Annotated in this window: 21 protein-coding genes and 1 tRNA gene; 18 read left to right on the forward strand and 4 right to left on the reverse strand. The window is 58.5% G+C overall.

What is annotated here, in order from left to right; translation table 11 throughout:
- The first annotated feature begins 172 nt into the window (after window positions 1-172).
- Together DXD39_RS00555 and xerC are read left to right on the forward strand one after the other, a co-directional pair.
- Window positions 173-601 (forward strand): hypothetical protein, encoded by a 429-nt coding sequence (locus DXD39_RS00555; protein WP_117802817.1) that lies wholly within the window; start codon window positions 173-175, stop codon window positions 599-601.
- Window positions 602-1,209: 608 nt separating this feature from the next.
- Entirely contained in the window at window positions 1,210-2,511 is a 1,302-nt protein-coding gene (gene xerC, locus DXD39_RS00560) for a tyrosine recombinase XerC (protein ID WP_117802818.1), read from the forward strand.
- Window positions 2,512-2,539: 28 nt separating this feature from the next.
- Here the strand turns inward: xerC and DXD39_RS00565 are convergent, their stop codons facing one another.
- On the reverse strand, window positions 2,540-3,322 hold the full coding sequence (locus DXD39_RS00565) for a hypothetical protein (protein ID WP_147348098.1): 783 nt from the start codon (window positions 3,320-3,322) through the stop codon (window positions 2,540-2,542).
- A gap of 242 nt (window positions 3,323-3,564) precedes the next feature.
- Here DXD39_RS00565 and DXD39_RS00570 point away from each other — a divergent pair, with 242 nt between their 5' ends.
- The 14 genes from DXD39_RS00570 to DXD39_RS00650 all read left to right on the forward strand — a co-directional run bounded on the left by DXD39_RS00570 (window position 3,565) and on the right by DXD39_RS00650 (window position 21,457).
- Window positions 3,565-3,819, forward strand: a complete 255-nt coding sequence (locus DXD39_RS00570; RefSeq protein WP_117802820.1) for a hypothetical protein — start codon at window positions 3,565-3,567, stop codon at window positions 3,817-3,819.
- Window positions 3,807-4,673 carry a DnaB-like helicase C-terminal domain-containing protein gene (locus DXD39_RS00575; protein ID WP_147347851.1) on the forward strand — a complete coding sequence of 289 codons (867 nt, stop codon included), beginning with the start codon at window positions 3,807-3,809 and terminating at the stop codon, window positions 4,671-4,673. Before DXD39_RS00570 ends, DXD39_RS00575 begins: the two co-directional genes overlap by 13 nt.
- A 442-nt stretch (window positions 4,674-5,115) precedes the next feature.
- A complete protein-coding gene (locus DXD39_RS00585; RefSeq protein ID WP_117802823.1) occupies window positions 5,116-5,634 on the forward strand; it encodes a hypothetical protein in 519 nt (172 codons plus the stop codon).
- 1,609 nt (window positions 5,635-7,243) lie between these two features.
- Window positions 7,244-7,999: a hypothetical protein gene (locus DXD39_RS00600; protein WP_117802826.1), complete on the forward strand. Its 756-nt coding sequence runs from the start codon at window positions 7,244-7,246 to the stop codon at window positions 7,997-7,999.
- Complete coding sequence (locus tag DXD39_RS00605) at window positions 7,996-9,612, forward strand: relaxase/mobilization nuclease domain-containing protein (RefSeq protein ID WP_117802827.1); 1,617 nt, start codon at window positions 7,996-7,998, stop codon at window positions 9,610-9,612. The genes DXD39_RS00600 and DXD39_RS00605 overlap by 4 nt, the downstream gene beginning before the upstream one ends.
- A gap of 7 nt (window positions 9,613-9,619) precedes the next feature.
- Complete coding sequence (locus tag DXD39_RS00610) at window positions 9,620-9,811, forward strand: hypothetical protein (RefSeq protein WP_117802828.1); 192 nt, start codon at window positions 9,620-9,622, stop codon at window positions 9,809-9,811.
- Between the two features lie 104 nt (window positions 9,812-9,915).
- Window positions 9,916-10,428 (forward strand): hypothetical protein, encoded by a 513-nt coding sequence (locus tag DXD39_RS00615; protein WP_117802829.1) that lies wholly within the window; start codon window positions 9,916-9,918, stop codon window positions 10,426-10,428.
- Window positions 10,429-10,581: 153 nt separating this feature from the next.
- Complete coding sequence (locus DXD39_RS00620; protein WP_233541066.1) at window positions 10,582-11,184, forward strand: signal peptidase I; 603 nt, start codon at window positions 10,582-10,584, stop codon at window positions 11,182-11,184.
- Between the two features lie 61 nt (window positions 11,185-11,245).
- Complete coding sequence (locus DXD39_RS00625) at window positions 11,246-11,950, forward strand: SipW-dependent-type signal peptide-containing protein (protein WP_117802830.1); 705 nt, start codon at window positions 11,246-11,248, stop codon at window positions 11,948-11,950.
- Between the two features lie 78 nt (window positions 11,951-12,028).
- Window positions 12,029-12,712 carry a hypothetical protein gene (locus DXD39_RS00630; protein ID WP_117802831.1) on the forward strand — a complete coding sequence of 228 codons (684 nt, stop codon included), beginning with the start codon at window positions 12,029-12,031 and terminating at the stop codon, window positions 12,710-12,712.
- 29 nt (window positions 12,713-12,741) lie between these two features.
- The gene (locus DXD39_RS00635; protein WP_158565371.1) at window positions 12,742-18,189 is read left to right on the forward strand and encodes a hypothetical protein; all 5,448 of its coding nucleotides are present in this window, start codon (window positions 12,742-12,744) and stop codon (window positions 18,187-18,189) included.
- 44 nt (window positions 18,190-18,233) lie between these two features.
- Window positions 18,234-18,926, forward strand: a complete 693-nt coding sequence (locus DXD39_RS00640) for a hypothetical protein (RefSeq protein ID WP_147347854.1) — start codon at window positions 18,234-18,236, stop codon at window positions 18,924-18,926.
- Window positions 18,923-19,642, forward strand: coding sequence for a hypothetical protein (locus DXD39_RS00645; RefSeq protein WP_117802834.1), 720 nt, complete (start codon window positions 18,923-18,925; stop codon window positions 19,640-19,642). Before DXD39_RS00640 ends, DXD39_RS00645 begins: the two co-directional genes overlap by 4 nt.
- A 1,323-nt stretch (window positions 19,643-20,965) precedes the next feature.
- Window positions 20,966-21,457 (forward strand): hypothetical protein, encoded by a 492-nt coding sequence (locus DXD39_RS00650; protein WP_158565373.1) that lies wholly within the window; start codon window positions 20,966-20,968, stop codon window positions 21,455-21,457.
- Window positions 21,458-21,926: 469 nt separating this feature from the next.
- Here the strand turns inward: DXD39_RS00650 and DXD39_RS00655 are convergent.
- Window positions 21,927-22,002: transfer RNA gene (locus DXD39_RS00655), tRNA-Thr, on the reverse strand.
- Window positions 22,003-22,209: 207 nt separating this feature from the next.
- Here DXD39_RS00655 and DXD39_RS00660 point away from each other — a divergent pair.
- A complete protein-coding gene (locus tag DXD39_RS00660) occupies window positions 22,210-22,689 on the forward strand; it encodes a PTS sugar transporter subunit IIB (RefSeq protein ID WP_117802836.1) in 480 nt (159 codons plus the stop codon).
- 84 nt (window positions 22,690-22,773) lie between these two features.
- Here the strand turns inward: DXD39_RS00660 and DXD39_RS00665 are convergent, their stop codons facing one another.
- Window positions 22,774-23,826: an aldose epimerase family protein gene (locus tag DXD39_RS00665; RefSeq protein WP_158565375.1), complete on the reverse strand. Its 1,053-nt coding sequence runs from the start codon at window positions 23,824-23,826 to the stop codon at window positions 22,774-22,776.
- A 205-nt stretch (window positions 23,827-24,031) separates the two neighbouring features.
- Between DXD39_RS00665 and DXD39_RS00670 the strand changes: the two genes are divergently transcribed.
- Complete coding sequence (locus DXD39_RS00670) at window positions 24,032-24,796, forward strand: DeoR/GlpR family DNA-binding transcription regulator (protein ID WP_233541067.1); 765 nt, start codon at window positions 24,032-24,034, stop codon at window positions 24,794-24,796.
- Between the two features lie 299 nt (window positions 24,797-25,095).
- On the opposite strand, the gene lacG is transcribed toward DXD39_RS00670, so the two are convergent.
- The gene (lacG, locus tag DXD39_RS00675) at window positions 25,096-26,535 is read right to left on the reverse strand and encodes a 6-phospho-beta-galactosidase (RefSeq protein ID WP_117802838.1); all 1,440 of its coding nucleotides are present in this window, start codon (window positions 26,533-26,535) and stop codon (window positions 25,096-25,098) included.
- Window positions 26,536-26,537 lie beyond the last annotated feature (2 nt).

The raw sequence follows: 26,537 nt of genomic DNA on the forward strand, positions 1-26,537 counted from the left end.
ACCATTGATTGATTTCGACATGTTCGAAATTCATATTACGCATATGGGTAATAATCATATATAGGATCTCTCAAGTAACCTAAGTAACCGAACCGGGGCAGAAAGGCGTACAAACAAGCCGCGACGAACAGCTTCTTCCGCATTTCTTTAGGCAAGCGAAAAGAGGGATGACATGATAGGCAAGAGCTATGCAAAGATAGCGGCCGTTGGCCTTGTGATCGGTCTTGCAATGGCACTATGCGCATCATTCGCGAAGTATAGGTCCGAGCAATCGTTTATTGATGGCGCTGAAAACGGTTTTGGCATAGACGGGATGTATGTCAACGATGGCGCGACCAGGACGTCTATGGCGATTCTTGCAGGCGAAGACATGGAATGGCAAATCTGTAATGACGATGGCTCTTGTCTGAATGGTCGTTTGGCCGCAACGAGCGATCCGAATTCGTTCGATCTTCTCGACAATGATGGAGCGGATTGCGGTTCTGTTCACCTTTCATATGCATCGCGAGATGGGATGGACGGCATCCTCTACGTCTCCCACGAAACTGACGATTTCAAGATGCGCAAAACTAACCGAGCGCCGGCTTTTATCGAGGAGTGAGAGTTCCCGGCGGCCTGCCGATCAGGCCGCCGGGGTATCGAACCCCGCATCCATCCGTATGAAGTTGATAATCGAGGAAACAAAGCCGTCCCAGGCAGGACGGCTTTGGTCTTTAAAGGCCGGGTTTTACCCTAGCCCAAAATGGCCAGAATGGTCACCAGAAGAAGAGCGACGATCATAAGACGGAACTCGGACATAGCGACCACCTCCCCGGAAACTCGGGCGGGCGCGATTCAAATCAAACGTGGCGGGGTTTCTGTTTTTGAGTAGAGGGGCTGTCGACGTGGTGATGCTTGGGTTGGCGCATGCGCACTCAAAATCGGCAACAAAAAAGCCGCCCGAAGGCGGCTATCTTGTGCAATGGAGCCAGCGACCGGGCTCGAACCGGTGACCCCCGCTTTACGAGTACGTGAATTGAACCTTTACCCAGATAGTGCGAATTTCACTGAATTTAAAATAACTGCACGTAAATATATGTATATAGCAAATATCGAGCTAGCTATTAGAATTAGATTTCCCACCAATTTCACACTTATCGACGCTTGAAAGTGTGAAATCTTTCCATTAGGCTTGATGGCAAAGCCTTTAAAGCTTTGCCATCAAGCCTAATGGAAAACCTAGTGAGGGATATGATTCAGGGATCGATAAAAAAGACCGCACGCGGAACTTCGGAGTGCATCGATAAGGCCAAGGGGGTCTATCGAATCTACTTTTCTCTGGGAAAGGACCCTGATACGGGCCGGTACCGTCGCAGCCCATCGCGTAGAGTCCATTGCAGGAGCAAGAACCCGAAAAATTGGCCGAGTGAGGTTGCCAAGGCGCTAGAGGCCTATAGGGCTGAGCTTGAGGGCGCTTCCAGCCGGGAGAATGACGTTCTGGGTTTATCGGATTATGCAGACAGGTTTCATGCAAATAGGGAGTCGACTATGGGGTCGCCTCTTGCCTATGAACGTGAAGGATTGGATATCCGCCATATACGCGAGCTGTTCGGCAATCCCAATTTCGATCGGCTTAAATCGGATGACATTCGTGCCGTGTATGCCAAGGCTAGAAAAGACGGGCGGTTCAGCGAGAGTGAAATTCGCCGCATCCACATCAAGCTTAAACAGATTATGGAGGACGCCGTCGATAACGACCTTGTGGGAAAGAACCCGTGCAGGGCAGTGAAGCTGCCCAAGCAGAATGTCGAGGCTCGTAAGGCGCTGAGTGCCGAGGAGGCGGCAAGGCTGCTTACGGTCCTTTTGGAAGAGAAGCCATCTTCCTTCATCACGTGCACAATGCTTCTGCTTCTATGCGGTTTGAGGAAAGGGGAGGCCCTGGGCCTCTCGTGGGAGGATTATGACCCCGATGCCAAGACCTTAAGGATAGTGAAGCAATATACGAACGATAGGACGCTGAGGCCGCCTAAATCAAAGATGAGTAGGCGCAAGATTTCGGTGGGAGATGAGCTTGCCGACTATTTGGACAGATGGAAAGCCATTCAGCGGAGTGAGTTCGATTCATTTGCAGTGGGGCAGACCGGAGAAACGCCGATTGTCCATTCCATTGGGATTGCCGATGTCCCCGGCGGCAAACGGGCCTTTGTGACCCGGATGGACGGACATAACTATTCGAGGGCGTTTAGGCTGTTTGCAGTGAAAAACGGCTTCGGTTCTTTTAAAGAGAGCAGGGAGGTCGTTGGCAGCGACGGCGCCGCTCGCACGCGCTATACGGGCTACAGCGGGCTGAAGCCTCATGAACTGAGGCATACGCAGGCGACCCTGCTCGTTGGGGCCAATACGGATATCAAGACGATCCAAGCGCGTCTGGGCCACGCCAGCCCATCGACGACGCTGTCCATCTATAGCCACTTTATCGAGGCCAATGACCAGAAGGCTGCGTCTGCGTTGGACAATCTGCTGAAAGGTTAGAAAAAGAGGCCCCATCGGGCCTCTTTTTCTAAGCGGCATTGTTTCGGCAGATCATCGCGCCGTATGGCGGCTCCAGCTCCATTGACTGATAGTAGCTGGCATCTAGAAGATTGAAATAGCAGATGATGGGAGCAGCAAGGTGCTCGTCCTTATTTAGGTAATGCCCCTCGTCATCTGTGACCAGTTTGACCTCGTCGCGGATCACATCGGCCATGCGGGGCCAGAGTTTGGTTGCGCGTTGCAATTTATCCTTTGGGCTAAAGTCGCCATTGTGGAAGAAGACAAAATGGGGAGCGTCGTACTTTGCTCCGCCGCGAATTTCGATAATTCCGACCTGGCTGCACGATTCTGCGCAATCTTCCGGCTCCAGAAGCGTCCATGAGGAGGGAAAGACCGCGTAATCACCGCCCAAAAGATTGACACGCTTCATGCCCTGGGGCTCTTCTGCCTCTTTATAGTAGAGGGATAGATGGTCGTAGAGGCGCTGGAACTGTTCACGTTCCAACTCTTTAGTGCTAAACGTCAGCTCTTCTGTCCCGTCGATGGGAAGGGCTCTCATCTCGTTAGTGATGAGTTGGATCTCCTTGGCACAAGTGTCTTCCAGGACTTTTGCAAATCGGGGCGTAAGCCCTGTAAGCAAATTGCACAGATAGTCGATCGCCTCGCCGGTGCTCCTGATCGATTCAGGGTTTTTACGGCGCAGCTCGTCGATTTTCTTGGGTGTGGTTTCCAGAACAGTTGTTCCGTACTTTATTTTTTTCATCTTGCTTCCGGATAATGGTAAACGGCCCATGATAACTCCAATCTCCATATAAGATTGTAATTCAGTTAGACGTAAAAATCTATGACGTTAGAAAATGAATTAGAAAAGAAATTAGATTAAAATCCCGAATCACCATGCGAAATAGTATAATGGCATTAGGTAATAGCCTGACCAGCTGGTCTGAAAGGAGTTATTTAATTCTCGGTCGTTGATTGAAAAGCCGCCCGCCCTTCCCTAACTAAGTTTGGCGACGAAGGGGGAGGGGCGAGCAAGCCCGAAAGGATTCTACCATGATTGGAGAACCCCAACCGTACGTTGCTGTACAGGCATCATCTGCGGTTTCTTTTCGCCCCGACTTGGGGCGCGAACGCCTTCTCGGTATTTCCGACGTGAGCAAAATGACCGGACTCAGTCCGGTCACTGCATCGAAGCTCATGAAGGAGAGCGGGCACGCGATTGCGTTGCATCGCCGCGTTTTTATTCTCGAGTCGAGCCTGTTTGCCTATCTCCGTGAACTGGAGGTGAGCAGGCCGTGTCGTCTGTAAAACCGATGAGCGATGGCCTGGATAAGACCACGCTTGACATTCTTAACAATAAGCCGCTTGGCCATATTGAGCACCGTGTGCTCGATGCTCTTCTCGGCGGCGTGCGCCAATATCTGTGCATCGTGCCGGGTGGCCCTGGCACTGGCAAGACTACCTTTATGCATCAAGTTGGGGATTGCTGGGCGATTGCAGGCCATCCGGTTGTAATATTCGAGGGCGAGCTCACCCGCGCGAGCATGCTCGCGAAGAGTCTGACCCGTATTACCGACGGTGGGCTTACGTATGAGGACATGTACAGTGGCGATATGTCCGTGGGAAAACGTGAGCAATTTGACAGGTCGGTCGATATCTATGCGCGCAGTATTGCCGAGCGCATGTTCATTATCTCCGGTGAAATCAAAAATGCGGGAATGCGGAAGGCAATCGAGGAGGTTGCCGATAGATATGGCGAGCCGCCACTGGTTATCGTCGATTACGCGCAAATCGTCTCTCTGCCCCAGGAGCTGCGCATTGCCGACGAGCGTGTCGGTCTCAAGCTCGTTGCATCGGAACTACGCCGCATTGTGGATGAGGTACATTGCCCACTGTTTGCAATATCGTCGATTAATCGAACGAACTATGACAAACAGACCACCGGGCTTCAGGCCATAGGGGGCTGCAACATGTTTGAGTATTCGGCCGACATCGTCATGTCGCTCTCGATCAAGGGCGACAGGCCCGAAGAGCGTAACGCCAACATGTTGCTCAAAAAACGGCCTGTAATTGCTTCGGTCACGAAAAATCGCTACGGCTCATGCGGTGTCGTAGAGTTCGAGTTCGATGCCCCCGCCGCGACGTTCACCGAGATCGCCTAATTATGGTGCTCGGGCCCCGTCATTGTGGCTCATGGCTCGTCAACAGCACCTCTACCACGGAAGTGTGCTTTCCGTTGACGATATAGGCATGGTCGGCGTGGGAGACGTGGGAATCCGACCAAAGCGAGTCGATGAGCCTGTGCTTCGGTAGTCGTTGTGCGCCCACGAGGAAACCATGAACCTGCGGCCGCTTTCCATGAGCGAATCGCGCAGCTTGAGGATCGAATCTGGGCGCTGACGCACCCCAGGAAGTCGCAGGACGTTGAGGAAGGGTTGGACGACATGATTGCCGACGCCCAAGAAGTGGTGGCGGCGTGGAACGAAGATCACGCCCGTGACGCGCCGAGGCGAAATCAGGGAAAGAGCTGGTAGGGCGCACTTCCCACAAACGGAAACAAAAAAGGGAGCCAGACTAGGCTCCATGAAAGCAAAGGAGACAAAGATGGCATACGAGGACACGCCAATCGAGATTCCGTTCTTGATTTGTACGGCTGACTCAGACCAAAGCCGGGTGGGTTTGGATTATCGCAGGGTTGATAAATTCCTTGCTGCGTTCGCCGAAAGCGATGATGCCTTTGAGTTCCAAAGAATTGCATGGAATAAAGATTCATGGGCTGGAAGTTGGTTCAACCGTAAGGAATTTATCAAGAACCCGACGGCGAAGATTCCGGAGGATTGGCCATACATGGTTCGCCGCGGTAGTGAGGTGGTCGCGGCGTTCTACGAGCGCGGCGATGCTGTGATGTTCGAAACGATACTGCGGTTCAAGCAGGATTGGAAAGACGAGCCGCACATTTGGATCGACTGCGAGGAGCGCGACCGTCGGGCTGCGCCCCCAGATGACTGGGTCGAGCACAGCGATGAATACTATGAAGCGCTGGCAGATCTAAGCGATGATTCGATTGAACCCAGCGACGAATGGTACGAAATGATGGATAACCCAACCGGGGTGTTCTTCTAGTCATGCCCAAACAGAAAAAGGGAGCCGATCAAGGCTCCCTTTTTCTGTTTGGGCATCGGCTTCATGGAGCCGAGTTGCAGGGTGAGCATGAACCGCGGTTTCATCGAGTTCGACCCGAATAAGGTCGCTGGCGACAAGAGATTTTGGCGGCTGCTGAAAAAACCCTCGCCGTGTCTGTCGCACGTCACGCTCAAACGGTTTGACCTTGCGTTCGACATGCCGATCAACAGACTCGATTGCCGTTTGAGTAAAGACAGGTGCATCTACAAATCGGTCATTTGCACGGGAATCACTGAATACCTCGGGGTCAAGAACACACCAATTTGATTTCCCGAGCCGAGATTCTTATAAATCAGTCCTGATTTTAGTTCTAAGTTATGATCCAGACACCAACCGAAAGCTAATTGAAAAGCATGCGGAGTGCATTGAATGGCACTCCGCTGTATTGCTATTCGTTATTATTCTTGTCATTAACGGACGAAATCAACTTTCCAACCGACTCAAATAACTCATAATGCCGTGCAATAAAACTTCAACAGGTTTTGATTTCCTTTAATTCGAACAACGTTTTCAGTTTTAAAACCACGCTTAGATTTTATTTTTGTGCGTGTATCAAACGGTATGCGAAGTCCATTTCTTTTCAATTTCTCCTATTCGTCCTCTAATAATTCGCAGTCAGTTCATGTTTCTAAATTGAAAGAACTTGCTTTCAGATTGCCGGTAATCACTAAATACGTAGCGGTCGCGCCGTCATTTTTCGTTGCGCGAAACCTTTTTACAAGCCTTTCAAGTTAATGCCGGAGCAACTACAAACAATGATTTCAAACCAGAACGGTAATCAAATCAGCGTCCAAATCCAATTGCTGAAACCCTTTCGACCTTACAAACAGTTTGCTGTCGCGACTTGCTGCACACCCATCAGAAACCAACCTCATACTTCCAAGCCACTCGCCGGATAGGGGAGAGCACCATCTGAAGCGGATCGCAGATCGCCGTATTCCTCTGCCAGATGCACTCTCAAAACGCACCCATCCTCGTTGCCCGCAACCCCTCGTTAGCCCTATTCCCCATCTGTTTCTTTGTCGGACATTCATCGAGATCCCTATGCCCTGGCAGACATTTATGTTCCCCAGCTGTGGAGTTGGCGGACATTGACCAAGCACCCATTGGCTACCTGTCAGACATTCTCCAACGTCCCAATCACATGCCAGGGGATAGCAGAATTCGCCCCGAGCAGGAGCCGATCACCCCGCAGCGCGGCCGCCTTCCCTGCGGTCAGGCGGCAGGTGCTAAATGGCCTTGCCAATTGTGGATGCCGCTGCGGCAACACCCGAACCGCCCCAAAAAAGTGCTCCAAACTACCCATAAGGCCAATTAGCACGCCAGTTTCGTTCAACGTCAGACATTAAGAATGTCAGACATTGAACCTGCGGCAAAACCGCAGCTGGGGCCACAAGTGGCCTGAAATCGCTTCGCTTCGCTCGCTCACCCCACGCGAAATGTCTGCCAGGGCTGTCAGACATTGTCAGACATTGAAAATGCCTGATCGCGCGTGGGGGAACGGACGCTCGCGAAGCTCGGTACCGGCCGTGATGATTGGAGATCAGAAATGTCAGCCATTTCGCCAGATGAACTCAACGCAACCCAAGCGCCATCCGCCGCCCAGCCCTACGCCCCGCCTGCCTGGATGCAGCCCGACCAACAGCTCGCCGAAATGTCAGCCATTTCGCCCGACCAATCAGCCACCCGCCGCATCACGGTCCGCCTCCCGAACGCCGACCTGACAGCCCTCGACGCACGCGCTGACGCCATCAACGCCAGCCGCAGCGAATACCTCCGCACCCTCATCGCCCTGCCCGTCACGCTCGACCTGTCGTCCATCCGCCGGGCCACCCCAGGTGTCGAGTCCATCACCCGCCCGTTCGGCCCAGAACTCGCCCTCAAGCACACCGACAGCCAAACGAATAGTTTGACCGTGCAAGCAATCACGGACAGTGCTTTGGAATCTATCTCAAACGAGATCCGATCCATCGGGGTGAACTACAACCAATCCGTCCGAGCACTCAACCGCATCCTGAAAAAATACGGCAATCACCGCTCCCTCTCGCAAGACGAGCGCATAGAAATCATCGAACTCTACGAGCGCCTTTCGAAACAGAACAAGGCGATATACGAACGCTTGAAGACACTCGCCGACCAAGTCGAGTCCTTGTCCGAGACACCGTTCGTGAATCTGACCATCGCCGCTCAACCACAGGCCCCCATCAATAAACCTGATGCCGAGCATCGCCGGCGTGTTCGCGGCAAGAAACACACCACGCCACGCGATGACCAGAACGAGGACGGAGGTGACTCGGACTCATGACATACATGAAACCGCTTTCCGGACATAGCTCCGTCAAATGGATCCGCTACTACCTCTTCAAAAACGACCGCGCCTTAGACAAGGACTTTCTCAACCTCACTGACCGCGACTGGAAGGGGAGGGACTGGGCGAAGGTAATGGACCGAACTCGAGAAATCTTCGGCAACAACGTGCCGGTCAAAAAAGATACAAAGGTCCGAACCTACGAGCATATGATCATCTCGCTGGACGAGAAGGACAATAATGTCGAGCTCGACGACTTCCGAGATTTCATAAACGAGTGGGCATCCAAATGGTTTGATTCCCGAGGCCCGGAGGGCGAGGGCATCGGCCGCTTCGAGGTGGCTATCGCTTATCACGATGACAATGCTGCCCGCGAAGCCGCCGGCAAACAGGGCATCCTCCATGCCCACATCGTCATCAACAACACCGAGCTCGAAACCAAACGTCGCATTTCCGGCTTGCTTACGACCAAGGTCGTCCAGGCGATGCGAGCCGATGTGCAGACGATGTCGCTCGAGCGCGGGTGGCATGCCTTTGCCACCGACGGCAAGTCCTACACCCAGGCCGAGATGGATGCGAGGGGCCTGAAAGTATCCCGCGGCAAGAGGCTCGACCGCGCGATGGCGGCGCTCGACAACGTACTCGCCAACGAGGCCCGTGGCGCCCAAGTCGAGGACTATGGCGAGGCCATGCAACGCAAACTGGACGAGCGCTACCCGGTTGAGAAGCTGATTCCCGAGACATACGTGGACGATCCGACCGCTGCCCGCCAGCCAGGATCCGCCAACCCCGACCAGGGCAAGTCCGACAAAGCCACCGGCTTTTCGTACACCACCATGAGGATCGATGATGGCCGCACCATGCGCCTTATCGTCCCCCGCGGATTCGGGGGCTCAGATACCATGGCCGAAAGGCAGATCGAGGCCCGCGAGGGCTGGTCGTGGAAGGACGACATCCGCGACCGCGTGGACGTCGCGATGCGGATCTCGAAGAGCCCCGCCGATTTCGCATCCAAGCTCAACGAGCTCGGCATCAAGATCAACTACAACCGCGACGGCGATATCGTCTACCACCACCCGAGCGACCCCGCCGCAAGAAAGGTCAAGGGCTCGACGCTCGGCAGACGATATGCCGCGGAATCGATAGAGCAGACGATGGCCGAGAAATACGGAAGCCGCCGCCAGCGAGCCCACAACCTACCGGGCCGCGAGCGCTGGATGACCGACGTCGAGCGTTCCGCCGCCCTTGCCATCGCCAAGGCCGCGAAGCCCTGCACCCGCGAGGGCGCACAGCTCATGGACCGCCTGAAGACGACCATTCAGCAAAACGACTCCGCGCCGCGCGACCAGGCGGGCGGCGGCTCCGGCGTCGAGTACCCGTTCTCTCTGGCCGACTCGCTCGGCATCGAATACCCCAAGGCTTCCTCGATCGGCGACCGCTGCCGCAAGAAGATGACCGAGGATGAGGTTCTCGAGGCCATGGCGGACATTCGAGACGAGTTGGGCTACGGCGATCTTGCCGCGAACAACCCGACTGGTACTTCTTCAAACACCGGCAACTCGCACCGGCAGGAGGATGCCGCCGAAATCCAGAAATCCAGGCAACGCTAAGGAGCAGATGATCATTGCCATCGAATGCAAGAACGGTCGCATGAAGGAGCTCGACACGAGTGCCTTCACCGTCAACAACACCATGAGTGCAGGCGACAAGACGGCCCGAAACGTCTTGACCGAACTCGACTTGCGCCTCAATCTCGTGGATGAGGTCGGCTTGAGGCTGGACTTCTATTGGTACGACGCGACTCCCTAGGGAGAGCGTATCGAAATCCCCGGCCTCATGGATTCGAAGGGGACCCCGCCTGCCTTACCGCCGCATCCAGGCGTCTGGGAACCTCCGTGCTTCTCTGCTCCCGTATGGGCATCAAGCAGATTTCCCGAATCATCGTGCAGCGTGCGAACGGGACGGCAAATGTCCTCTTGCGGCAGGGCACGGGCGATTGGCTTATCAACGGGGCGAGGTTCGAGGCGCAGCACGTGTTCACCTATACGGACGGCAACGTCTCATCGACGAATTCCCAGGCGGTTTTTGTCTTCAAGTATATGAAAAATCCAACCCCTCATATGAAAAAAGCCAACCCCTCGTTGTCCGATAAGAAAACCTGCGATCTTATCGGATATCCGCTTGAAGCCTACAAGGAGATTCAGTGGGTGGAGGCGAAAAACGATGAGAGGGAGGTAGGCACACAACTCATCGACACGGGCGATGAGCAAGATTCAGATGGGATACAGGTCAAGCCTGGGGCTGGCGGCATAGGATCGCACGGAAAAACATCCGCAGCCCCAAGTGTTCACTCTTACGCTACCACTGACACCGATCCGGCCCTCAGGGTATCGGATTCCCACATTTATCCATACATGTACGAATAAATGTGGGGGATATTCGGACGAAGTTGATATTCAAGCACCCCAATTGACACATCGCCGTTTGTTGGAAATGTGTTGACAAGGTGATATGGGGGGGGGGGTAGTGTTCTCCTAAATAAGGATTATCTGTGTCGCATCTGCGGGAGGCGATCGGCGTTGCAGCGTGCATGGAACATCTTTCTTGCTATATGCGTCGTGATTGCCGCCGCGCTCGCGGTAGCCTTTGCCGGCGTACGCCTTATCGGGTTAACCCCCTACGCCGTCCTTACGGGCTCCATGGAGCCCGAGCTCCCCGTCGGTTCCCTTATCTTCGTGCGCTCCGTCGACCCTGCTGACATCCAGGTGGGCGACGACATCACCTTCAAGCTGCAATCCGGCTCCCTTGCCACCCACCAGGTGTGGAAGGTCGATACCGCAGCCCAGACGTTCTACACCCAGGGCATCGCGAACAAAGACCAGGACGGGAACATCATGCACGACGGCGCCCCCGTGGCCTGGTCGAACGTGGTGGGTTCCCCCGTTTTCTGCATCCCCTACCTGGGATACATCAACCGCTTCTGCACCACCCCGCCGGGGATGTACATCCTCGTCGCGGCGGTGGCGCTCGTGATCGCCGTGAGCATCGTGGTCGAGCTTGCGAACATGCGCCCCGAATCGGCGAAGACGGCGCCCACGGCCGCTGCGACCGCTGCCACCGAGGCCCCGGCTCCGGCGGGCGGCCATTTTCGGCGTTCCTCTGCTTCGGCAGATGATCGATAGACAGGTGTGTTCGGAAAGGGCCGCGTAAAGGCGCGACACCGATCGGGAGAAAGGAATCCAGATGAACACGACAAGCAACACCAACCAGCGCAAAAAGCGCACGGGGCTCTTCGCGGCCCTGGCCCTCGTGCTCTGCGTCGCCATCGCCGGCGGCGTGTTCGCGTGGTACAGTGCGACCGCGCAGCGCACGAACACCTTTGCGAGCGGCAGCATTACGGAGCCGGATAAGAAGCCCGATCCCACGGACCCAACCATTCCCGGTAACGATAATGTCGAGGTCAAAGGTAACATCCAGGAGACCAAGTGGGTCGATAGCTCCAAGATCTCTGCGAACTCCGTCGTTGCCAAGAACCCGAACATCGGCGTGGGCAAGGGGTCCGATGACTCCTACGTGTTCGTGAAGGTCACGAACAATCTCGGTAATAACACCTACTTCACGCTGAACTCCAACTGGGCTCCCGTTTCTGACCAGGTTGTCAAATACACGGGTGCGGGATCTAACGCAAGCACCTATGTCAGCGGCATCTTCGTCTACACCGGTAAAGGGACCGCGGCCAAGATTCTCAAGGGCGACGCTACCAAGGACGTCTACACCGGTGAGCTCTTCAGCGAGATTCACGCCAACGACTCCTTCACGGGCGTGGCCGACAATGCCAAGACCATCGACATCAAGGCTTACTTCGGTGCCAAGTCCAGCGCCGGCGAGGAGCTGCCGCTGTCTGACATCCAGAATGCGGCCATCGCGAAGCTGAACGCGACCAACTAAATTCAGCTCTTTGCGGTCGCCCGTTCCGGCTTCACGCCGGGGCGGGCGGCTCGCCTGCTCTGAGGAAGGGGGTCTGGGATGACCGAGGAGAACGCGCGCGAAATCGATGCAGCGGCCGAGGTTGCGGACGAGGCGACCGAGACGGCCGCCTCCGCACCCGCCGCCAGCGACGCGCCGGCCGCTGCCGCCGCTCGCCGCAAGCGCACGACGCTGCTCGCCGGCCTTGCCGCCGTGGCCATCGTCGCCGTGATCTTCGCCGCCCAGACCATCTCCTTCATAGCACGCGACCTGCCGCTTTCCACTAAGGGCACCTTCGGCACCGTGGGGCTCACGACCCAGATCAACACCGTCGACGCTTCCGGCAACGAGGTGTCCGCCCACGACGGCGACCGCCTGGGCAACGAGACCGCCTCCGTCCAGCGCATCGTCCGCGCCGCCAACACGGGCAACCACCCGCTGTGGGTGCGCGTGCGCCTCACCCTCACGCTGACGGATGCCAACGGCAAACGCCACGACGTGAGCGACCTCCTCACCTGCTCCGGCGGCGACGACGCCTGGCAGCGCGGTGACGACGGTTACTGGTATCTGGTGAAACCGCTGACCGCCGGCGAGGCCTCCGCGGCACTCTGCCGCACCATCGGCGTGTCCGGCCCCTCGCGTTTCGGCGAGGGAACCTTCGAGCTCTCCGCGCAGGCGTACGGCGTGCAGAGCGAGCACAACGCGATGAGCGTCTGGGACGCGGAAGGGTGGCCCGAGGCATGAGAGTCCACACGCCAAAGCATATGAACCGCGTGGTCGCCTTGGTCGCGGCCGCGTTACTCGTTGTCGCCGCGCTCGCCGGCGCAGCTCCGCAGCGGGCGCTCGCCAAGGGTCTGGAGGCCGGCAAGGAGGTCGGTACCGAGACCGAGCGCACCGACGTGGTCGAGATCAACAGTATCGCCGACCTCTTTCGCGAGATCGTCCTTTCACGCGAGAGCGACGACGCCGGCGGTGACTTCTCCAACAAGAAGCTCGTCCTCACCACGGACATCGATCTTACCGACACCTCGACGAAGGATTTCAACGACGCCATCATCAAAGAGCTCGGCTCGCTCACCTTCGGTACCATCGACCATCCGTTTACCGGTGAGTTCGACGGCCAGGGCCACACTATCATCGGCCTTGACTACAGGCGAGATCTCTTTGTGCCCAAGGCCAATACCGGCCTGTTCGCGGCTACTGACGGCGCCTACATCCACGACATCAACTTCCGCGACGGCTACATCGGCGCCGACTACCGCGGCGGCTACATCGTGGGCTATTCCAAGAACACCACTATCGAGGGCGTGCACATCATCAACTGCACCTCGTCGGTGACCCCGGCGAACAACGCCGTCTCGCTCGTCACCAACGCGGGCCTGGCGGGCGGCATGGTCGTGGGCCAGTGCGAGGGCGGCGTCATCTACAACTGCGAGGTTCAGGGCGGCCGCGTGGTCTGCAGCGCCACGGCGGCCATATCGGGCCTGGGCGGCGAGGGCCTCTACCTGGGCGCCATTGCCGGCACCACCGATTACGGCACCGTGATCGAGTACTGCCGCGTGACGCCGTACGCGTCTACGGACAAGGACGGCAACGCCACCTATTCCTACACCCAGGTGCATAACAAGTACGACATCGCCGTGGGCGCCGTGGCCGGCCAGGCCGTGTATGCCGGCGGTATCGCGGGTGGCATCAACAACGGCACGCAGATCATGGACTGCTTCTCCACCGCCGACTGCTACTGCTACACGGGCACCTACGTGTCGGTGGGCGCGGGTAACGTGAGCTATGTGGGCGGCATCGCGGCGCGCGCCAACTTGGGCGCCGAGCCCAAGTACAAGAAGAACGTCATCGAGCGCGTGCACTATGCGGGCAACCTCCACTCCATGCAGTACAACGCGGTGCTCGTGATTCCTATCATCCAGTACGACGTGAACCTGTCGGGCATCGTCGAGCGTACGAGCGGCGACGACGAGATCGAGGTCCACGACGCGTACTTCAACTACTCGGCCACCAAGGACCTCCGCAGCGGGCGCACCATCATGGCGTACGGCGATCACGCGTCGGGTGAGGACTACGGTCCGGCCGACGACCACTACACCGACCGCACGTGGTGGGAGGGGCGCAACTTCGACTTCGAGGGCGACGCCGAGCGCTCGTCTACGTATATGAGCGGCAAGAAGCACGTGAACAAGTGGACGATGGACTTTGTGAACGACATGCCGGTACACGGCGTGAGCGTGAAGGCCACGCTTGACTTTCCCGGCGCGGGTTCGGTGACCTTTGGCACGTCGAAGTTAGTGCCGGAGGTGTCTGACGAGCAGACGACCAGCGATCCCTATAACTTCGCGGTTCAGGGCGTGCTGCCGAGCGATACCGACCTGTCGCTCACCGAGGCGCTGTCCGAGCGCGAGAGCTGGAAGAACGTGCATGACGAGGCCAATGCCGGCTTCCGCTTCATGGGCTGGTACAAACAGGAGAACGTGAAGGTTAACCACATCGGCGAGGACCACAGCTACTTTGCGGGCATCACGGGCAGCACCGACAAGAAGCTCGGCACGGACGCCGAGCTCAAGCTGCACAACAGCGGTACCGGCGTGTGGGATGACGCCGCGTACAAGGACAACGATCTCTTCGTGGCCTACTACCAGGCGCAGGTGCTCTTCCACGACGTGAGGGGTTTGCAGGTCAATACCAAGGGCGAGGCCAGCACGGACACCTCCGATGACTGGTATGACTACCAGGCGAAGCTGCCCAGCGTTTCCGAGCCGGCGGCGGACAGGGCCGCGAACGGCGTGGATAAGGATGCCACGTTCCTCGGCTGGACCACGATGCCGAGCGCGGTCGGCGGCGGCTACGCGGCCGTGACCTCCACCGAACTGCAGGCCATGAAGAGCGCCGGCGCCTTCTACCAGGGCGGCGAGGTCATCGAGAGCCCCATGGACCTCTACCCGGTCTACGCGACCTACGGGTCGAACATCATCACGCAATTCGAGGGTTGGGATCTGAACGGCGCCACCGACCAGACCCTGCGCGATGGCGTGGGCACCACGAGCATCACCAAGACCGATAGCGGCTACGTGATCGCGGCGAAGGGCGCGGGCGAGAACGGTGCCTTCCCCGACGGCTACCACTTCCGCGGCTGGTATCACGTGGTGAATGGCAAGGAGTACAAGGTCTCCAACGACCCGGAGTACACCATTCCCGCGAGCTTGGATCTCACGCAGAGGCAGACGTACATCGCCCGCCTCGAGTACCGGGTGGAGTACTACGCCTATTCGAAGGCCAGCGGTAAGTTCCAGTACGACAAGGTCCAGACGGAGTGGGTCAACTACCAGTGGGGCTTCACGCAGAGCCATGCGAAATCGATTGCTCCGGATAACAATAAGCAGTTCATCCTGCATTGGTCTGCCGGCCCGAAGGACGACGGCGAATGCGATGACGACTCCGATGCCATCGTCGATGGGTTCCAGGTGACCGAGCCGCTGAAGGCATACGGGCATTGGAAGGATAATAGCAGCTACAACATTGTTATCAGAAGCGACTTCCCTCTGGCTGCCGCGCTCGAACATAATGGGACGGGCTCTGTTAGCGGTTATACGGTCAAAGCGAGCGTTCATAGCGGCTACACGTTCATCGCATGGGCGGGCCAGGGCGGTAATGTGGGTTGGAAAGAAGTCAACGCCGGCGCTTCCTGGAAAACCTCGGGTGCGCATGACGCCGGTCTCTACATCTATGAAGCCCACCTTGCCGCGCGGGTCGCGTTCCACGATGCGAACGGCAACAAGCTGAGCTTTGGGAATCGCGCGTATTCCAAGAACGGCACCACGGAACTCGATGCCGGCGAGAAGGACTACGTCGAGCGCCTGCTGGACGAGAAGGTTCTGCTCGATGCCGATCAGGCCAAGGCCTATACCTATCCGCTTGACGGCAAAACGGACACCGGCATCGTCCATGTGAGCGCAGCCTCGCCGACCGCTGACAAAGTGGCCGTCAAGACGGACGACGCGAACACCGCCTACACGTTCCTCGGTTGGATCGACCACAACGCTATCGACGCGGGTCAGATGGCGCAGGACGAGTGGGACTACGTGTTCGACGCGGGCGACAACACGACGAAATACATCACCTCCGACGCCGCAAAGGCCAAGCCCTACCTTGTGAAGGCGACCGACACGGTTTCGCGGTCGATGGACCTGTATCCGGTCTACATGAAGACGGCCTTTTCCGCCACCACCAACATCAAGCGGGCGGGCGTGACGGCGAGCTCCGGTCTGAACGTGCCAGCCGACCCCGCGGGGAAGATGAGCGATGCCGACAAGGACGGCAAGCGCACCGTGACCCTCACAGCCGATGCGTCCACCAGACTCTCCGCCGACAGCGACGGGCTCTACGAGCTGATGTCGTGGACGGTCGAACGCTCCGACGGCGCGACCGAGACCATCACGACGGCGGGTGACGCCGCGGTGTCCAACGACAACACGGTGCTGACCTACACGCTGCTGCCGGGTTACACCTATGTCTTCGTGGCCAACTACCAGCCGTTCGCGGTGGTGTACCACACCAATACCGGTAAGACCAAGGTGACCGCGCGCAACGACGGCGACGCGCTGGGCGATGCCCCGACGTCCGAGTTCGACATCGACGCGATCGACCGGGCCGAGAGCTCGGCAGGCTCCGCCAAGATGCACCTCTTCGTGGGCTGGACCGCCACGGCTCCCGCGGACACCTCGCGCGAGTACGCGCTGTGGCGCGACGGCGGCGATACCGGTCCCGCGCTTGCGCAAGCTACCACGGTGGTACACAGTTCTATGGAGCTCTGGCCGGTCTACCGTCCGACCACGGTGAGCGTGAACTCCAACATCGACAGCCAGCTGGCCAATCCGTCCGCGATCCGCAGCCTGAAGCGCGTGGGCGATGACGGCTCTCGCGCGGCGCTTTCGGCATCCGCTTCCGACGTGGACGGGTACCAGTTCGTCGGCTGGTACAAGGGCTATTCCAGCGATGCGGACCGCGGCACCAAGGTGACGTCGTCCGATACCTATACGCTGTCTGCCGACGAGCCGTTCTCGACCACGGTCTACACCGCTGTGTACGAGAGGGTATACGACGTGCGCTACCACGGCACAGACGGCAAGGTGCTCTACACCGTGAAGGTGAAGGCATCCGACAACCGTTCCTTCGTGCAGACGGTGAAGGACGACAAGGGTAACGACGTCGAGACGATGATCGATTACGAGCCCTACCAGGAGATCGCGAACCAGCTCGACAAGGCCAATGCCGCCGACGGGGCCGCCACGCAGGAGATCTTCGCGGCGTGGCAGTGGATCTCGATGGATCGGGCGCTGCCGTACGGCTGGGATGAGTTCAAGAACAAGACGATTACCGGCGACATGGACATCTATCCCGTGACGTATCGGTTCACGGCCATGGACGACGCCGGCGGCGCCGCGACCGGTGACTACACTTCCAAGCTCTCGTGGCAGATCTCGGGCGATCCCACCGCCGCGACGGACGATGCCGAGGGCGTGCACGTGGGCTTTAAGGGACTCTACCGGGGCATGAAGCTGACCGTGCACATGGACAAGGTGAGCTACGAGCCACCTGAGGTGGGCACGGGTATCGTCGGTAGTGCGGTCGAAGCGAATGCGAGCGCCGTGAACGGTGTGAAGGTCGGCCTGTACGACTCCCCGAGCATCGGCTCCGGTGGCACGGCGAACAAGATCGACGTGGAGACCACGGGCGATACGACCAAGGGCTTCAGCGCCGGCGACGCGGTCTTCACCTTCGATACAGCCGGTGAACTCACCATCTCCAAGGAGGCGCCGGCCGAGGCCGCGGGCTCCGTGGTGAGCTTCGTCGTCACCGAGTGCAAGGACGCTTCCGGCGCGACGGCCGATGGCGCCCGGTCCATCACGGTGAGCGCCGAGCTTGCGGCGAACGCTGACGGGACCGCGGCCGTGGCTACCGTCAAGGTCCGCGCGCCCTTCGGTTACTACAAGGTTGAGGAGAACACCTGGGCCTGGCGGTTCACTCCGAGTTATACCGTGCAGGATCGCACTACCGGCACGTGGGCTGCAGGCAACGTGGCCACGGTCTTCACCAAGGGCGAGGTCAAGGTGACCAACACCGTCTCGAACAGCAAGTGGGGTTCCGGCGAGGCGCGTGCCCAGAACATCTTCGAGGGCACGTCGGCGACCGCGAAGGGCGGTGACAAGTGATGACTGGTTTCAAGCAGTCTGAGCATCAGGGGGCGCCGCGCCATATGGCAGTGCCGAAGGCGCGCGGTGTCGCACGGGCTTCCTCGGCTCATACGGCGCGCGGACCACGCGTCCCGCGCGGCCGGAGGGTCGACTTGCCCGTGCTGACGGCCTGCGCGGTCGTGCTCGTGCTGGCGGCGGCCGGTGGCATGTTCGCCTGGTACATGCACCAGGCGTCGCGTACCAACACCTTCCAGTCCGCCGAGCTCGTACCTTCGGTGGAGGAGAACTTCGACAAGACGACCAAGTCCAACGTGACCGTGAAGGCCAACGACACAAGCGTGCCGGTGTACATACGGGCTCAGGTAGCGATCGGCTGGGTGACGAGCGACGGTGCGGACGCTATCTTCGCCGAGCCGGTTGCGGGCACGGACTATGTGATGGCGTGGGGCGCGGCCGTGTACGAGCGCGGTTCGGTGAGCGCCGAACAGCTCTCCGCCGGTTGCTGGGTCAAGGGCTCGGACGGCTTCTATTACTGGTCCAAGCCGGTGCAGGCGGGGAAGTCCACGGGCCAGCTTGTTGACACCTGCACGTGGAAGAGCGTGAGCGGCGCGGCCGACGGACGCAAGTTGTCGGTGGACATCTCGGCTCAGGCGCTGCAGGCCGATACCGATCCCGCGGCGTTCGATGACGCGTGGAGTGCGGCGAGCGGTTTGAAGGTTGGGAACGACGGCGTCTTGGCGGTGAGCAACTCATGAGAAAGTCTCGTCTCCTGTCGATCGTCCTTGCGGGGGCGCTGGCGCTGGCGGCGGTCGCGGTCATGGCTGCCGGGTTCGCGGCTTCGCCGCAGACTGCCTACGCCGATGGCGAATCGGAACCCGCGGTCATCTACGATGCTCAGGACAAGAAGCTGTACGGTGAGGGCATCAGCGAGTCCCAGCTGGCCGAGGCGTTCTCAGACATGGTGCCGGGCGATACGCATTCGTTCACGTTTATGCTGCGTGCCGAGCATTTATCCGGCGCGGCAACGTTCTACCTCGCTTCCGACTTCACGGACGAGGTAGAGGACCTGCTCGAGGGCGCGCAGGTGAGTGTGGATGTTGACGGCTCGCGTGCGGGTGAGGGTGTGGTCGGTGAGCAGGACGCGCTGACCCAGGGCGTAAAGCTCATCATGCTGAAGGGCGACGGCACCGCCAGTGTTACCATCAACGTGACCCTGCCGACGTCTGCCGGGAATGAGACCATGGGTCGCACGCTTCCCCTCGACTGGTTGATCACCGTGGCGGATGAGAGCGACTTGGGCGGCGGGTCGACGGACGGCTCCGGCGGTGCCGAGTCGAGCAAGCCTTCAGCCCAGGGATCTCTGGGCAAGCTTCTGCCGAAGACCGGCGATGAGTCCCTGATGCCCATCGCGGTGGCTGTCTGCTGCGGTGCCATCGTGCTCGCCGCCGGCCTCGCCCTCTCCAAGCGCTAACAGGTTGCGCAGTTGCGCATGGTTCTGGGTCGCTGATCGAGAACGGTATCCTCGAATTCAAGCTGGGAGATGGGGGGGAGGTTGCAGGGTATACGGCTGGTTCGCCCCCAACTCATTCAGATAGGTGAAGAAGCTCGATACAATTACGTAGAGGCGACCATGGAGTTTGAAGCAACGGCCAGTCTCCTTCATCAGCTTTGATGCCGTCGCCTCGCCAAGGCCTGTGAGTTTGCAGATTTCCGGGACATCGAGAAGGCCCTCGCGCCCGAGAGTGATGCGGATTGATCGGATACCGCCGCAGTGGCATTTCGTCTACGGCGGTTCACCTGTCCCCTGCGCTATAATAGAACATGCGTTCGTTAGCTATTCGGAAGGAGTGCTGTCGTGGTGGAGAGCGGGAAATCGATCCGCTTGGTGACCGCCCTCGTGGAGTGCCGTCCGGATGGCGAATACGTCCCTTGGGGGATCAAATGGTATGACGGCGCGATATACCCCTTCGCCCGCATCGAGTGATACAGCCCTCGCTCATGGGCTCTCGGTCCAAAACGCCAGTCCGAATCATGGCGCGTGGTCCTAGAGAACGGCACCTGCCGAGACATCTGCCATTACGAGAACAGTTGGTATGTTGTCCATGACCCGGACAATGACACTCCCGCAGCAAGCGCCCCGCAGGGACCGTGCAAGTAGCGATACTGCCGACTCGCATGTTTACCGAGCTGCACGCCTACAGAGCTACACGCCTACACCCGAAACTTCCCGCCAAGCTCCCCGCAAGACAAAAGGGGTGCCTTTAATTGCACCCCGCAGTAAAGCAGCTCGTTATTATTCTTATTCTTATTCTTCTTTTTATCCCTACACCGCTACCGAGCTACACGCCTACCGAGCTTCTAGCCTACACGCCCAGTAAACCAGCAGGGAGCCCATGAAAGGCTCCCTGCCGAGCCAAACGTCTTGTTATTATTCAAGATTGCCTTTGCGGCGGCGCCGAAATAGCTTCAACCATCTCATCGCGGCGACTTCTCTCACGTCATCGGCCGAATCGTATCCCGCGATTCCTTCCATAGACCGACAGGATAACTATCCTTGATCCCAGGGAGACACTTCCGAGGAAGAGGTTAAGCCAAATGGACCCGAACGAGAAGACCGACCAGTCCGCAATTGTTATCTGAGTTACCACCTGCCAGGGCGCGTCCTTCGAGACCTACCGCGCCGACCCGGACGCGGGTGCCGAAATCCCCCTGCCGCTGACACCCGCCGAACTCGAAGACAAGCTCGCACGCGAAGCCGCCCGCGAAGGGGTTAAACCGAAGTCCCTGCGCCTCTGTGCATGGAAATACCTCGGCCGCTTCGCGCCCCTCGAGTGGCTCCCCCTCGATGAGTTCGGCACCGCTGGGGGACGCGAACCTGCTCGCAGCTGCGGTCAAGCGCGACCCCGAAATCGACTGCGGCGTCCTCTTCCAGTACTGCGACCTCCGCGAGATCTACGGTCCGCTCGAATACCTCAACGTCGCTCTCCAGTACGATGACCTACCGTATCGCAAGTGGTCGTCCCCGCTCGACTTCAACGAGATCGGCATTGACGGCCTGACCCCGCATGAGGCGTGCGCCCTCCAGCTCGGCTGGGAACTGGCGGGCGGGAACACCACGCGCGACCGCGGCGATATGTCCGTCGCGGAACTCATAGAGCTTGGAGAGAGCGAGACGGAAGATCGGGAATTGGTTGTCTGGCGATGGGGCTTCATGGCCTCCTACGAGGGCGAAATAGACACCGCAAAGTATTCCAAAGACCAAATCCTCACGATATTGTTCCCATAACATCTAGATTGCCAGCCAATTAAGGACGGCGCCGCGAAGGCCGCGCGCCTGAAGGCCAACGCCGACCTGATGGCTTCGCTCTTTAAGCACTGAAAAAAAGTACGGTTATCTATATACGAGGGCCATGCACCGTTGATGGTAATAATCCATGGTACGTGGCCCTAATTGCTGTTTGCGGCCAATAGAAGCAATGCCGTCTGACTCGGTTCGAATGATGCCGGGGTCAACTTCATTCATCGATGCGGTCCCATCCGCGTATCCTCGGCAGAAAGTGGGCTGGAGCGCGTTGCGTGGTGTCTGGTGCCTGGATGCTATGCCATGAGTTATGTAGGCGCTGTGTAACCGGAATTAAGCGTGAAATTGATTAAAAAAAGATTTCACCTCTTTTTCACTCCTCAGGGAATGAGAAAAAGGACGAGTCAAAGAAAAAGCTCAGAAGCAATTATGCTTCTGAGCTGCACTAATGCAATGGAGCCAGCGACCGGGCTCGAACCGGTGACCCCCGCTTTACGAGAGCGGTGCTCTACCAACTGAGCTACGCTGGCGGCCAGGTGGTGACGCAACTGAGGCGTCAACGGCTGTCTATGATACGGGACATCGCACATCCGCGCAAGGGTTCTGGCGGCTTTTCTCACTTTAAATGCACTAATATTGGAGACGTGATGTCTGCGGCGTTCATCTGGCGCTTGACCTGCTGTTGAGTTGGTGGCCGACGTCCCGCTCGTATGGGTCTCAAACAGAATGGGGCTGCCATGGCTCAACCCAGGATCCTTCTTACACGTATTGATGACCGTTTTATTTACGGGCAAGACGTTGAGCTGTGGAACGAGGCCGTGGGCTCCAACCTTGTCCTAATCGTCAACGATGAGATCGCGGCGGATTCGCGCCAATGGGCACCCATGAGGGTCGCGGCGCCAGAAGGCGTTTGGACAAGATTTTTCTCGGTGCAAAAGGCCATCGACGTCATACATACTGCAACGCCGCGCCAATGGATTCTGATCATGGTGGCCTCACCCGCCGATGCGCTCGCCCTGGTTAAGGGTGGTGTGCCGATCGCCAAGATAAGCATCGGCCATATGCAGGTAGGGGAGGGCAAGCACCCCATAACGCCCGCAGTCGCCGTAGACGACGCAGATGTCGCCGTCTTCAAAGAGCTGCAAGAACTCGGCATAGAGCTAGAAATCCGCTACCTTCCCAACTCCAATCCCGACCCCATCCAACTAGTCATTTAAGACCGTCCCCAATGAATAGGTAGAAAAACGCCCGTCGGCGGTGGTGCCGGCGGGCGTTGCTGTGCGATATGTCGCGTTGTGGGCTTAGTGCCTCATAAAGTGATATTCGATCACATTGCTATAGGGATGACCCGGCCCCACGATGCCCTGGGGGAACAGCGGGCGGTGCGGCGTGTCGGGGTACATCTCGGCCTCGAGGGCAAAGCCGGCGCCCCAACCATAGTTGGCGTTGTCCTTGGCGTGCTCGTCGCCCAGCCAGTTGCCGGTGTAGAGCTGCACGCCCGGGGCAGTGGTGTAGTAGTCCATCTCACGACCGGTCCACATCTCCTCGACGTGCATCGCGCGGCGCAGGTTGCGGCCGTACTGATAGCCATCGATGCACAGGCAGTGATCGTAGCCACGGGCCTGCTTGATCTGCGGGTCGTCGGCCTCCATGCCGGGTGCGACGGGGCGAAGCTCGCGAAAGTCAAACGGCGTGCCCTCGACCGGAGCGATCTCGCCGGTGGGTATGTTCTGGTTGTTGATGGGCAGATAGTGAGCAGCGTTGACAACAAAGAAGTGCTCACAGTCCATGCCGGCGTTATGGCCGGCAAGGTTAAAGTACGTGTGGTTGGTCATGGACACGCACGTGGCGCGGTCGCTCTCGCAGCCATATTCGATGCGGAAGACGCCGGTGCGCGTCACGGTAAACACGGCCGTAAAGGTGCGGTTGCCGGGCAGGCCCAGCTCGCCATCCTCAAGCGAGGCGGTCATGCGAACGGCGTTGCGAGTCTCGTCGAGTTCAACGTCCCACACGCGCTTGTGCAGGCCGTGCTCAAGGTCGCTGTGCAGGTTGTTGGCGCCTTCGTTGGCCGGCATATGCCAGTCCGTGCCGGCGATGGTGATCGTTGCACCCGCAGTGCGGTTGGCCACGGGGCCGATGGTTGCGCCAAAGCAGGCGGGGTTGTCAAAGTAATCCTCGAGCTTATCGAAGCCCAGCACCACATCTCGCACGTTGCCGGGAATGTCGGGCACATCGATGCCCAGCACGGTGGCGCCATAGTCCATAATGCGAACGCAGATCTCGGGCCCGTTGAGGGTGTAGCGATGAACGGGGGTACCGCACGGCGCGGTGCCGAAAAGCTCGGAAGTGATCATTTGGTTCCTAACATCGAGGTATTCCGACAAACTGTAGCGCGAACAGGCGAGATTATCACTACACCCCACTAAAGCTGGGGGTATTTTTCTCAAAAAAGTGATGATTGGAGCTGTGCGGGCGTTCATTTTTGACGCGTACGAGTCTGATACAATTTGTTCGTTACTGTTTGAATGATATGCGCGCAAAGAACGGCGAGGATTCATCGTGATTAAGGCAGAGCGACAGGATAAGGTTCGTCAGCTGCTCGAGGAGCAGGGCACGGTCTCGGTTAAAGAGATTTCTGATGCGTTAGGCGTCTCGGATATGACGATCCGCCGCGATCTTGAGGAGCTTGCGAGCCTAGGCGAGATCGAGCGCGTGCACGGCGGAGCCCGCAGTGCACAGGGCCGTCCCCACGCTATGCTGCGCCATGAGTATTCGCACAGCGAAAAGCGCACTAAGCATGCCGAGGAAAAGCTGCAGATTGCGCGCCGTGCTGTGGAGCTTATCGAGGAGGGCTCGACCATCTTTTTGGGCACGGGCACCACGGTTGAGCAGATGGCCTCGATGCTGCCGACGTTTCGCCTGCGCATTGTGACCAATTCGCTTTCGGTGTTTAACCTGCTCGAGGCGCGCGAAGACTGCGAGCTGTGCCTCGTGGGCGGTATGTACCGTCGCCGCACCGCCGCTTTTGTGGGACCAACGGCCGAGGATACCCTGCGCGCGCTGGGCATCGATGCGGCGTTTATCGGCGCCAACGGCATCTTGGACGGTGACGTGTCTACGTCCAACATGGACGAGGGCCGTATCCAGCAGCTCGCTTTTAGCAAGGCAGACTCGCGCTATCTGATCGCCGACTCCAGCAAGATCGGCAAACGCGATTTCTATACCTTCTGTCGCCTGGACAATTTAGACGCCGTGGTGTGCGAACCGGGTATCGCCGCCGAGGACCGCACTGCCATCGCGGAGCACACGCAGGTCATCTGCTAGCAAGAACGGAGGGAGATACAGGGGGCTGACCTGTGAGTTTGTCTCAATCTGTAACAGCTAGACGTCCAAAACCGGTTTTAGTGTTACAGATTGAGACAATTCGGCCTGGTCGGTCCCTTTCATCTCAATCTGTAACAGGTGGGACCGAAAAACTCGGCTAGATGTTACAGATCGAGACAAACGGCTCCCGGTCCGCCCAAACACAAAGGCCGGGGGCGGCGCGCCTTGTGACGTGCCGCCCCCGGCTGAGAAATGGGGACAAGTTATGTGAGCGGGGCAATGCCGCTCGTCGCGAGCCGCTAGTCCAGGCGACGGGTCTGCGCCACGTGCTTATACCAGTATGCGCTTGCCTTGGGCGTGCGCTTTTGGGTTTCAAAGTCTACGTAGAAGAAGCCATAGCGCTTGTTGTAGCCGTTGGTCCAGGAGAACTGGTCCTGCAGGCTCCACAGGAAGTAGCCGCCCACGTTGACGCCCACCTCCATGGCCTTAAGCAGCCAGTGCAGGTGCTGCTCGATGTAGTCGATGCGCGGCTGGTCGTCCACAAAACCGTCCTTGTAGGGGTCCTTGTAGCCCATGCCGTTCTCGGTGATGAAGATCTGCTTGTAGTTGGGGTAGCGCTGCTTAATGTAGACGAGCAGATCGAACAGACCCTCGGGATAGATGATCCAGTCCCAGTCGGTGGTGGGGATGCCGGGCTTGTTCACATGCTCGCCAATGCCCTTGACGCGCCAGCGGCCGGTACCCTTCTCGCCCGTGCCGTTGTGGTGCAGGTCGTTCTCGCCGTCGTAGGCCTTGAGGAAACGGCACTGGTAGTTGTTGACACCCAGGTAGTCGTTGTAGAGCGCGGCCTCGCGCATAATCTCGAGGTCCTTGTCCAGGATCTCGATGGTGCCGCCCGAGACGGCAGCCAGGCGGTTGGCGCACTCGAGGGTGTCGGGGGCATAGTCGCCGCGGAAGGTGGCGTCAAGCAGGAACTGGTTTTGCAGCACGTGCTCGTTGTTGGCGGCCTTGATGTCGGCGGGGTCGTTCTCGTTGAGCGGGTACTTGAACTCCAACGACTGAATGACGCCGATCTTGCCCTTAAAGCCGCCGTTGTGGAAGGCCAGCACAGCCTTGGCGTGGGCGAGCATCATGTTGTGCTCGCACTGAAAGGCCTCGGCAAGATGCGCTTTGACGCCACCGGGGAAGGTGCCCTCGATGTAGGTGTTGGAGGCGTCCGCCCAGATCTCGTTAAAGGTGAACCAATAGGTCACCTGGTTGGCGTACTCCTTAAAGCAGAAGGTGGCAAAGTCCACAAAGGCGTCGATGGTCTCGCGGTTGAGGAAGTCGCCCTTCTCAAAGAGGGGCAGCGGCGTGTCAAAGTGATGCAGCGTGACAAACGGCTCAACGTGGTGCTTGTGGCACTCGGCGAAGAGATCGTGGTAGAACTGGACACCCTCGGGGTTGATCTCGCCGGTGCCGTTGGGGAAGATGCGGCTCCAAGCGATGGAGAGGCGGATGCCGTTGATGCCGAATTCCTCGCACAGCTCCAGGTCGACGGGGTACTGGTTATAGAAGTCCGAAGCGGGATCGGGGGAAAAGCGCCCCTGGGCCTCCAGGAAGTCGTCCCAGGCAACCTTGCCCTTACCGTGAGTGCGGGTCTCGCCCTCTACCTGGTAGGCAGCAGTGGCGCCGCCAAAGACAAAGTCCTCGGGAAACTGCGCAGGCGGGTTGGTGACGCTAGCAGGATTAACGGACATGA

Origin of the sequence: Collinsella sp. TM04-29, from assembly GCF_003466565.1 — a bacterium.
In the GTDB taxonomy this organism is placed as follows: domain Bacteria; phylum Actinomycetota; class Coriobacteriia; order Coriobacteriales; family Coriobacteriaceae; genus Collinsella.

Bases quoted from the DNA above. Each gene is read 5' to 3' on its own strand.
- DXD39_RS00555 (WP_117802817.1), top strand. From the start codon at position 173: ATGATAGGCAAGAGCTATGCAAAGATAGCGGCCGTTGGCCTTGTGATC.
- xerC (WP_117802818.1), top strand. From the start codon at position 1,210: ATGGAAAACCTAGTGAGGGATATGATTCAGGGATCGATAAAAAAGACC.
- DXD39_RS00565 (WP_147348098.1), bottom strand. From the start codon at position 3,322: ATGGAGATTGGAGTTATCATGGGCCGTTTACCATTATCCGGAAGCAAG.
- DXD39_RS00570 (WP_117802820.1), top strand. From the start codon at position 3,565: ATGATTGGAGAACCCCAACCGTACGTTGCTGTACAGGCATCATCTGCG.
- DXD39_RS00585 (WP_117802823.1), top strand. From the start codon at position 5,116: ATGGCATACGAGGACACGCCAATCGAGATTCCGTTCTTGATTTGTACG.
- DXD39_RS00600 (WP_117802826.1), top strand. From the start codon at position 7,244: ATGTCAGCCATTTCGCCAGATGAACTCAACGCAACCCAAGCGCCATCC.
- DXD39_RS00605 (WP_117802827.1), top strand. From the start codon at position 7,996: ATGACATACATGAAACCGCTTTCCGGACATAGCTCCGTCAAATGGATC.
- DXD39_RS00610 (WP_117802828.1), top strand. From the start codon at position 9,620: ATGATCATTGCCATCGAATGCAAGAACGGTCGCATGAAGGAGCTCGAC.
- DXD39_RS00615 (WP_117802829.1), top strand. From the start codon at position 9,916: ATGGGCATCAAGCAGATTTCCCGAATCATCGTGCAGCGTGCGAACGGG.
- DXD39_RS00625 (WP_117802830.1), top strand. From the start codon at position 11,246: ATGAACACGACAAGCAACACCAACCAGCGCAAAAAGCGCACGGGGCTC.
- DXD39_RS00630 (WP_117802831.1), top strand. From the start codon at position 12,029: ATGACCGAGGAGAACGCGCGCGAAATCGATGCAGCGGCCGAGGTTGCG.
- DXD39_RS00640 (WP_147347854.1), top strand. From the start codon at position 18,234: ATGGCAGTGCCGAAGGCGCGCGGTGTCGCACGGGCTTCCTCGGCTCAT.
- DXD39_RS00645 (WP_117802834.1), top strand. From the start codon at position 18,923: ATGAGAAAGTCTCGTCTCCTGTCGATCGTCCTTGCGGGGGCGCTGGCG.
- DXD39_RS00660 (WP_117802836.1), top strand. From the start codon at position 22,210: ATGGCTCAACCCAGGATCCTTCTTACACGTATTGATGACCGTTTTATT.
- DXD39_RS00665 (WP_158565375.1), bottom strand. From the start codon at position 23,826: ATGATCACTTCCGAGCTTTTCGGCACCGCGCCGTGCGGTACCCCCGTT.
- lacG (WP_117802838.1), bottom strand. From the start codon at position 26,535: ATGTCCGTTAATCCTGCTAGCGTCACCAACCCGCCTGCGCAGTTTCCC.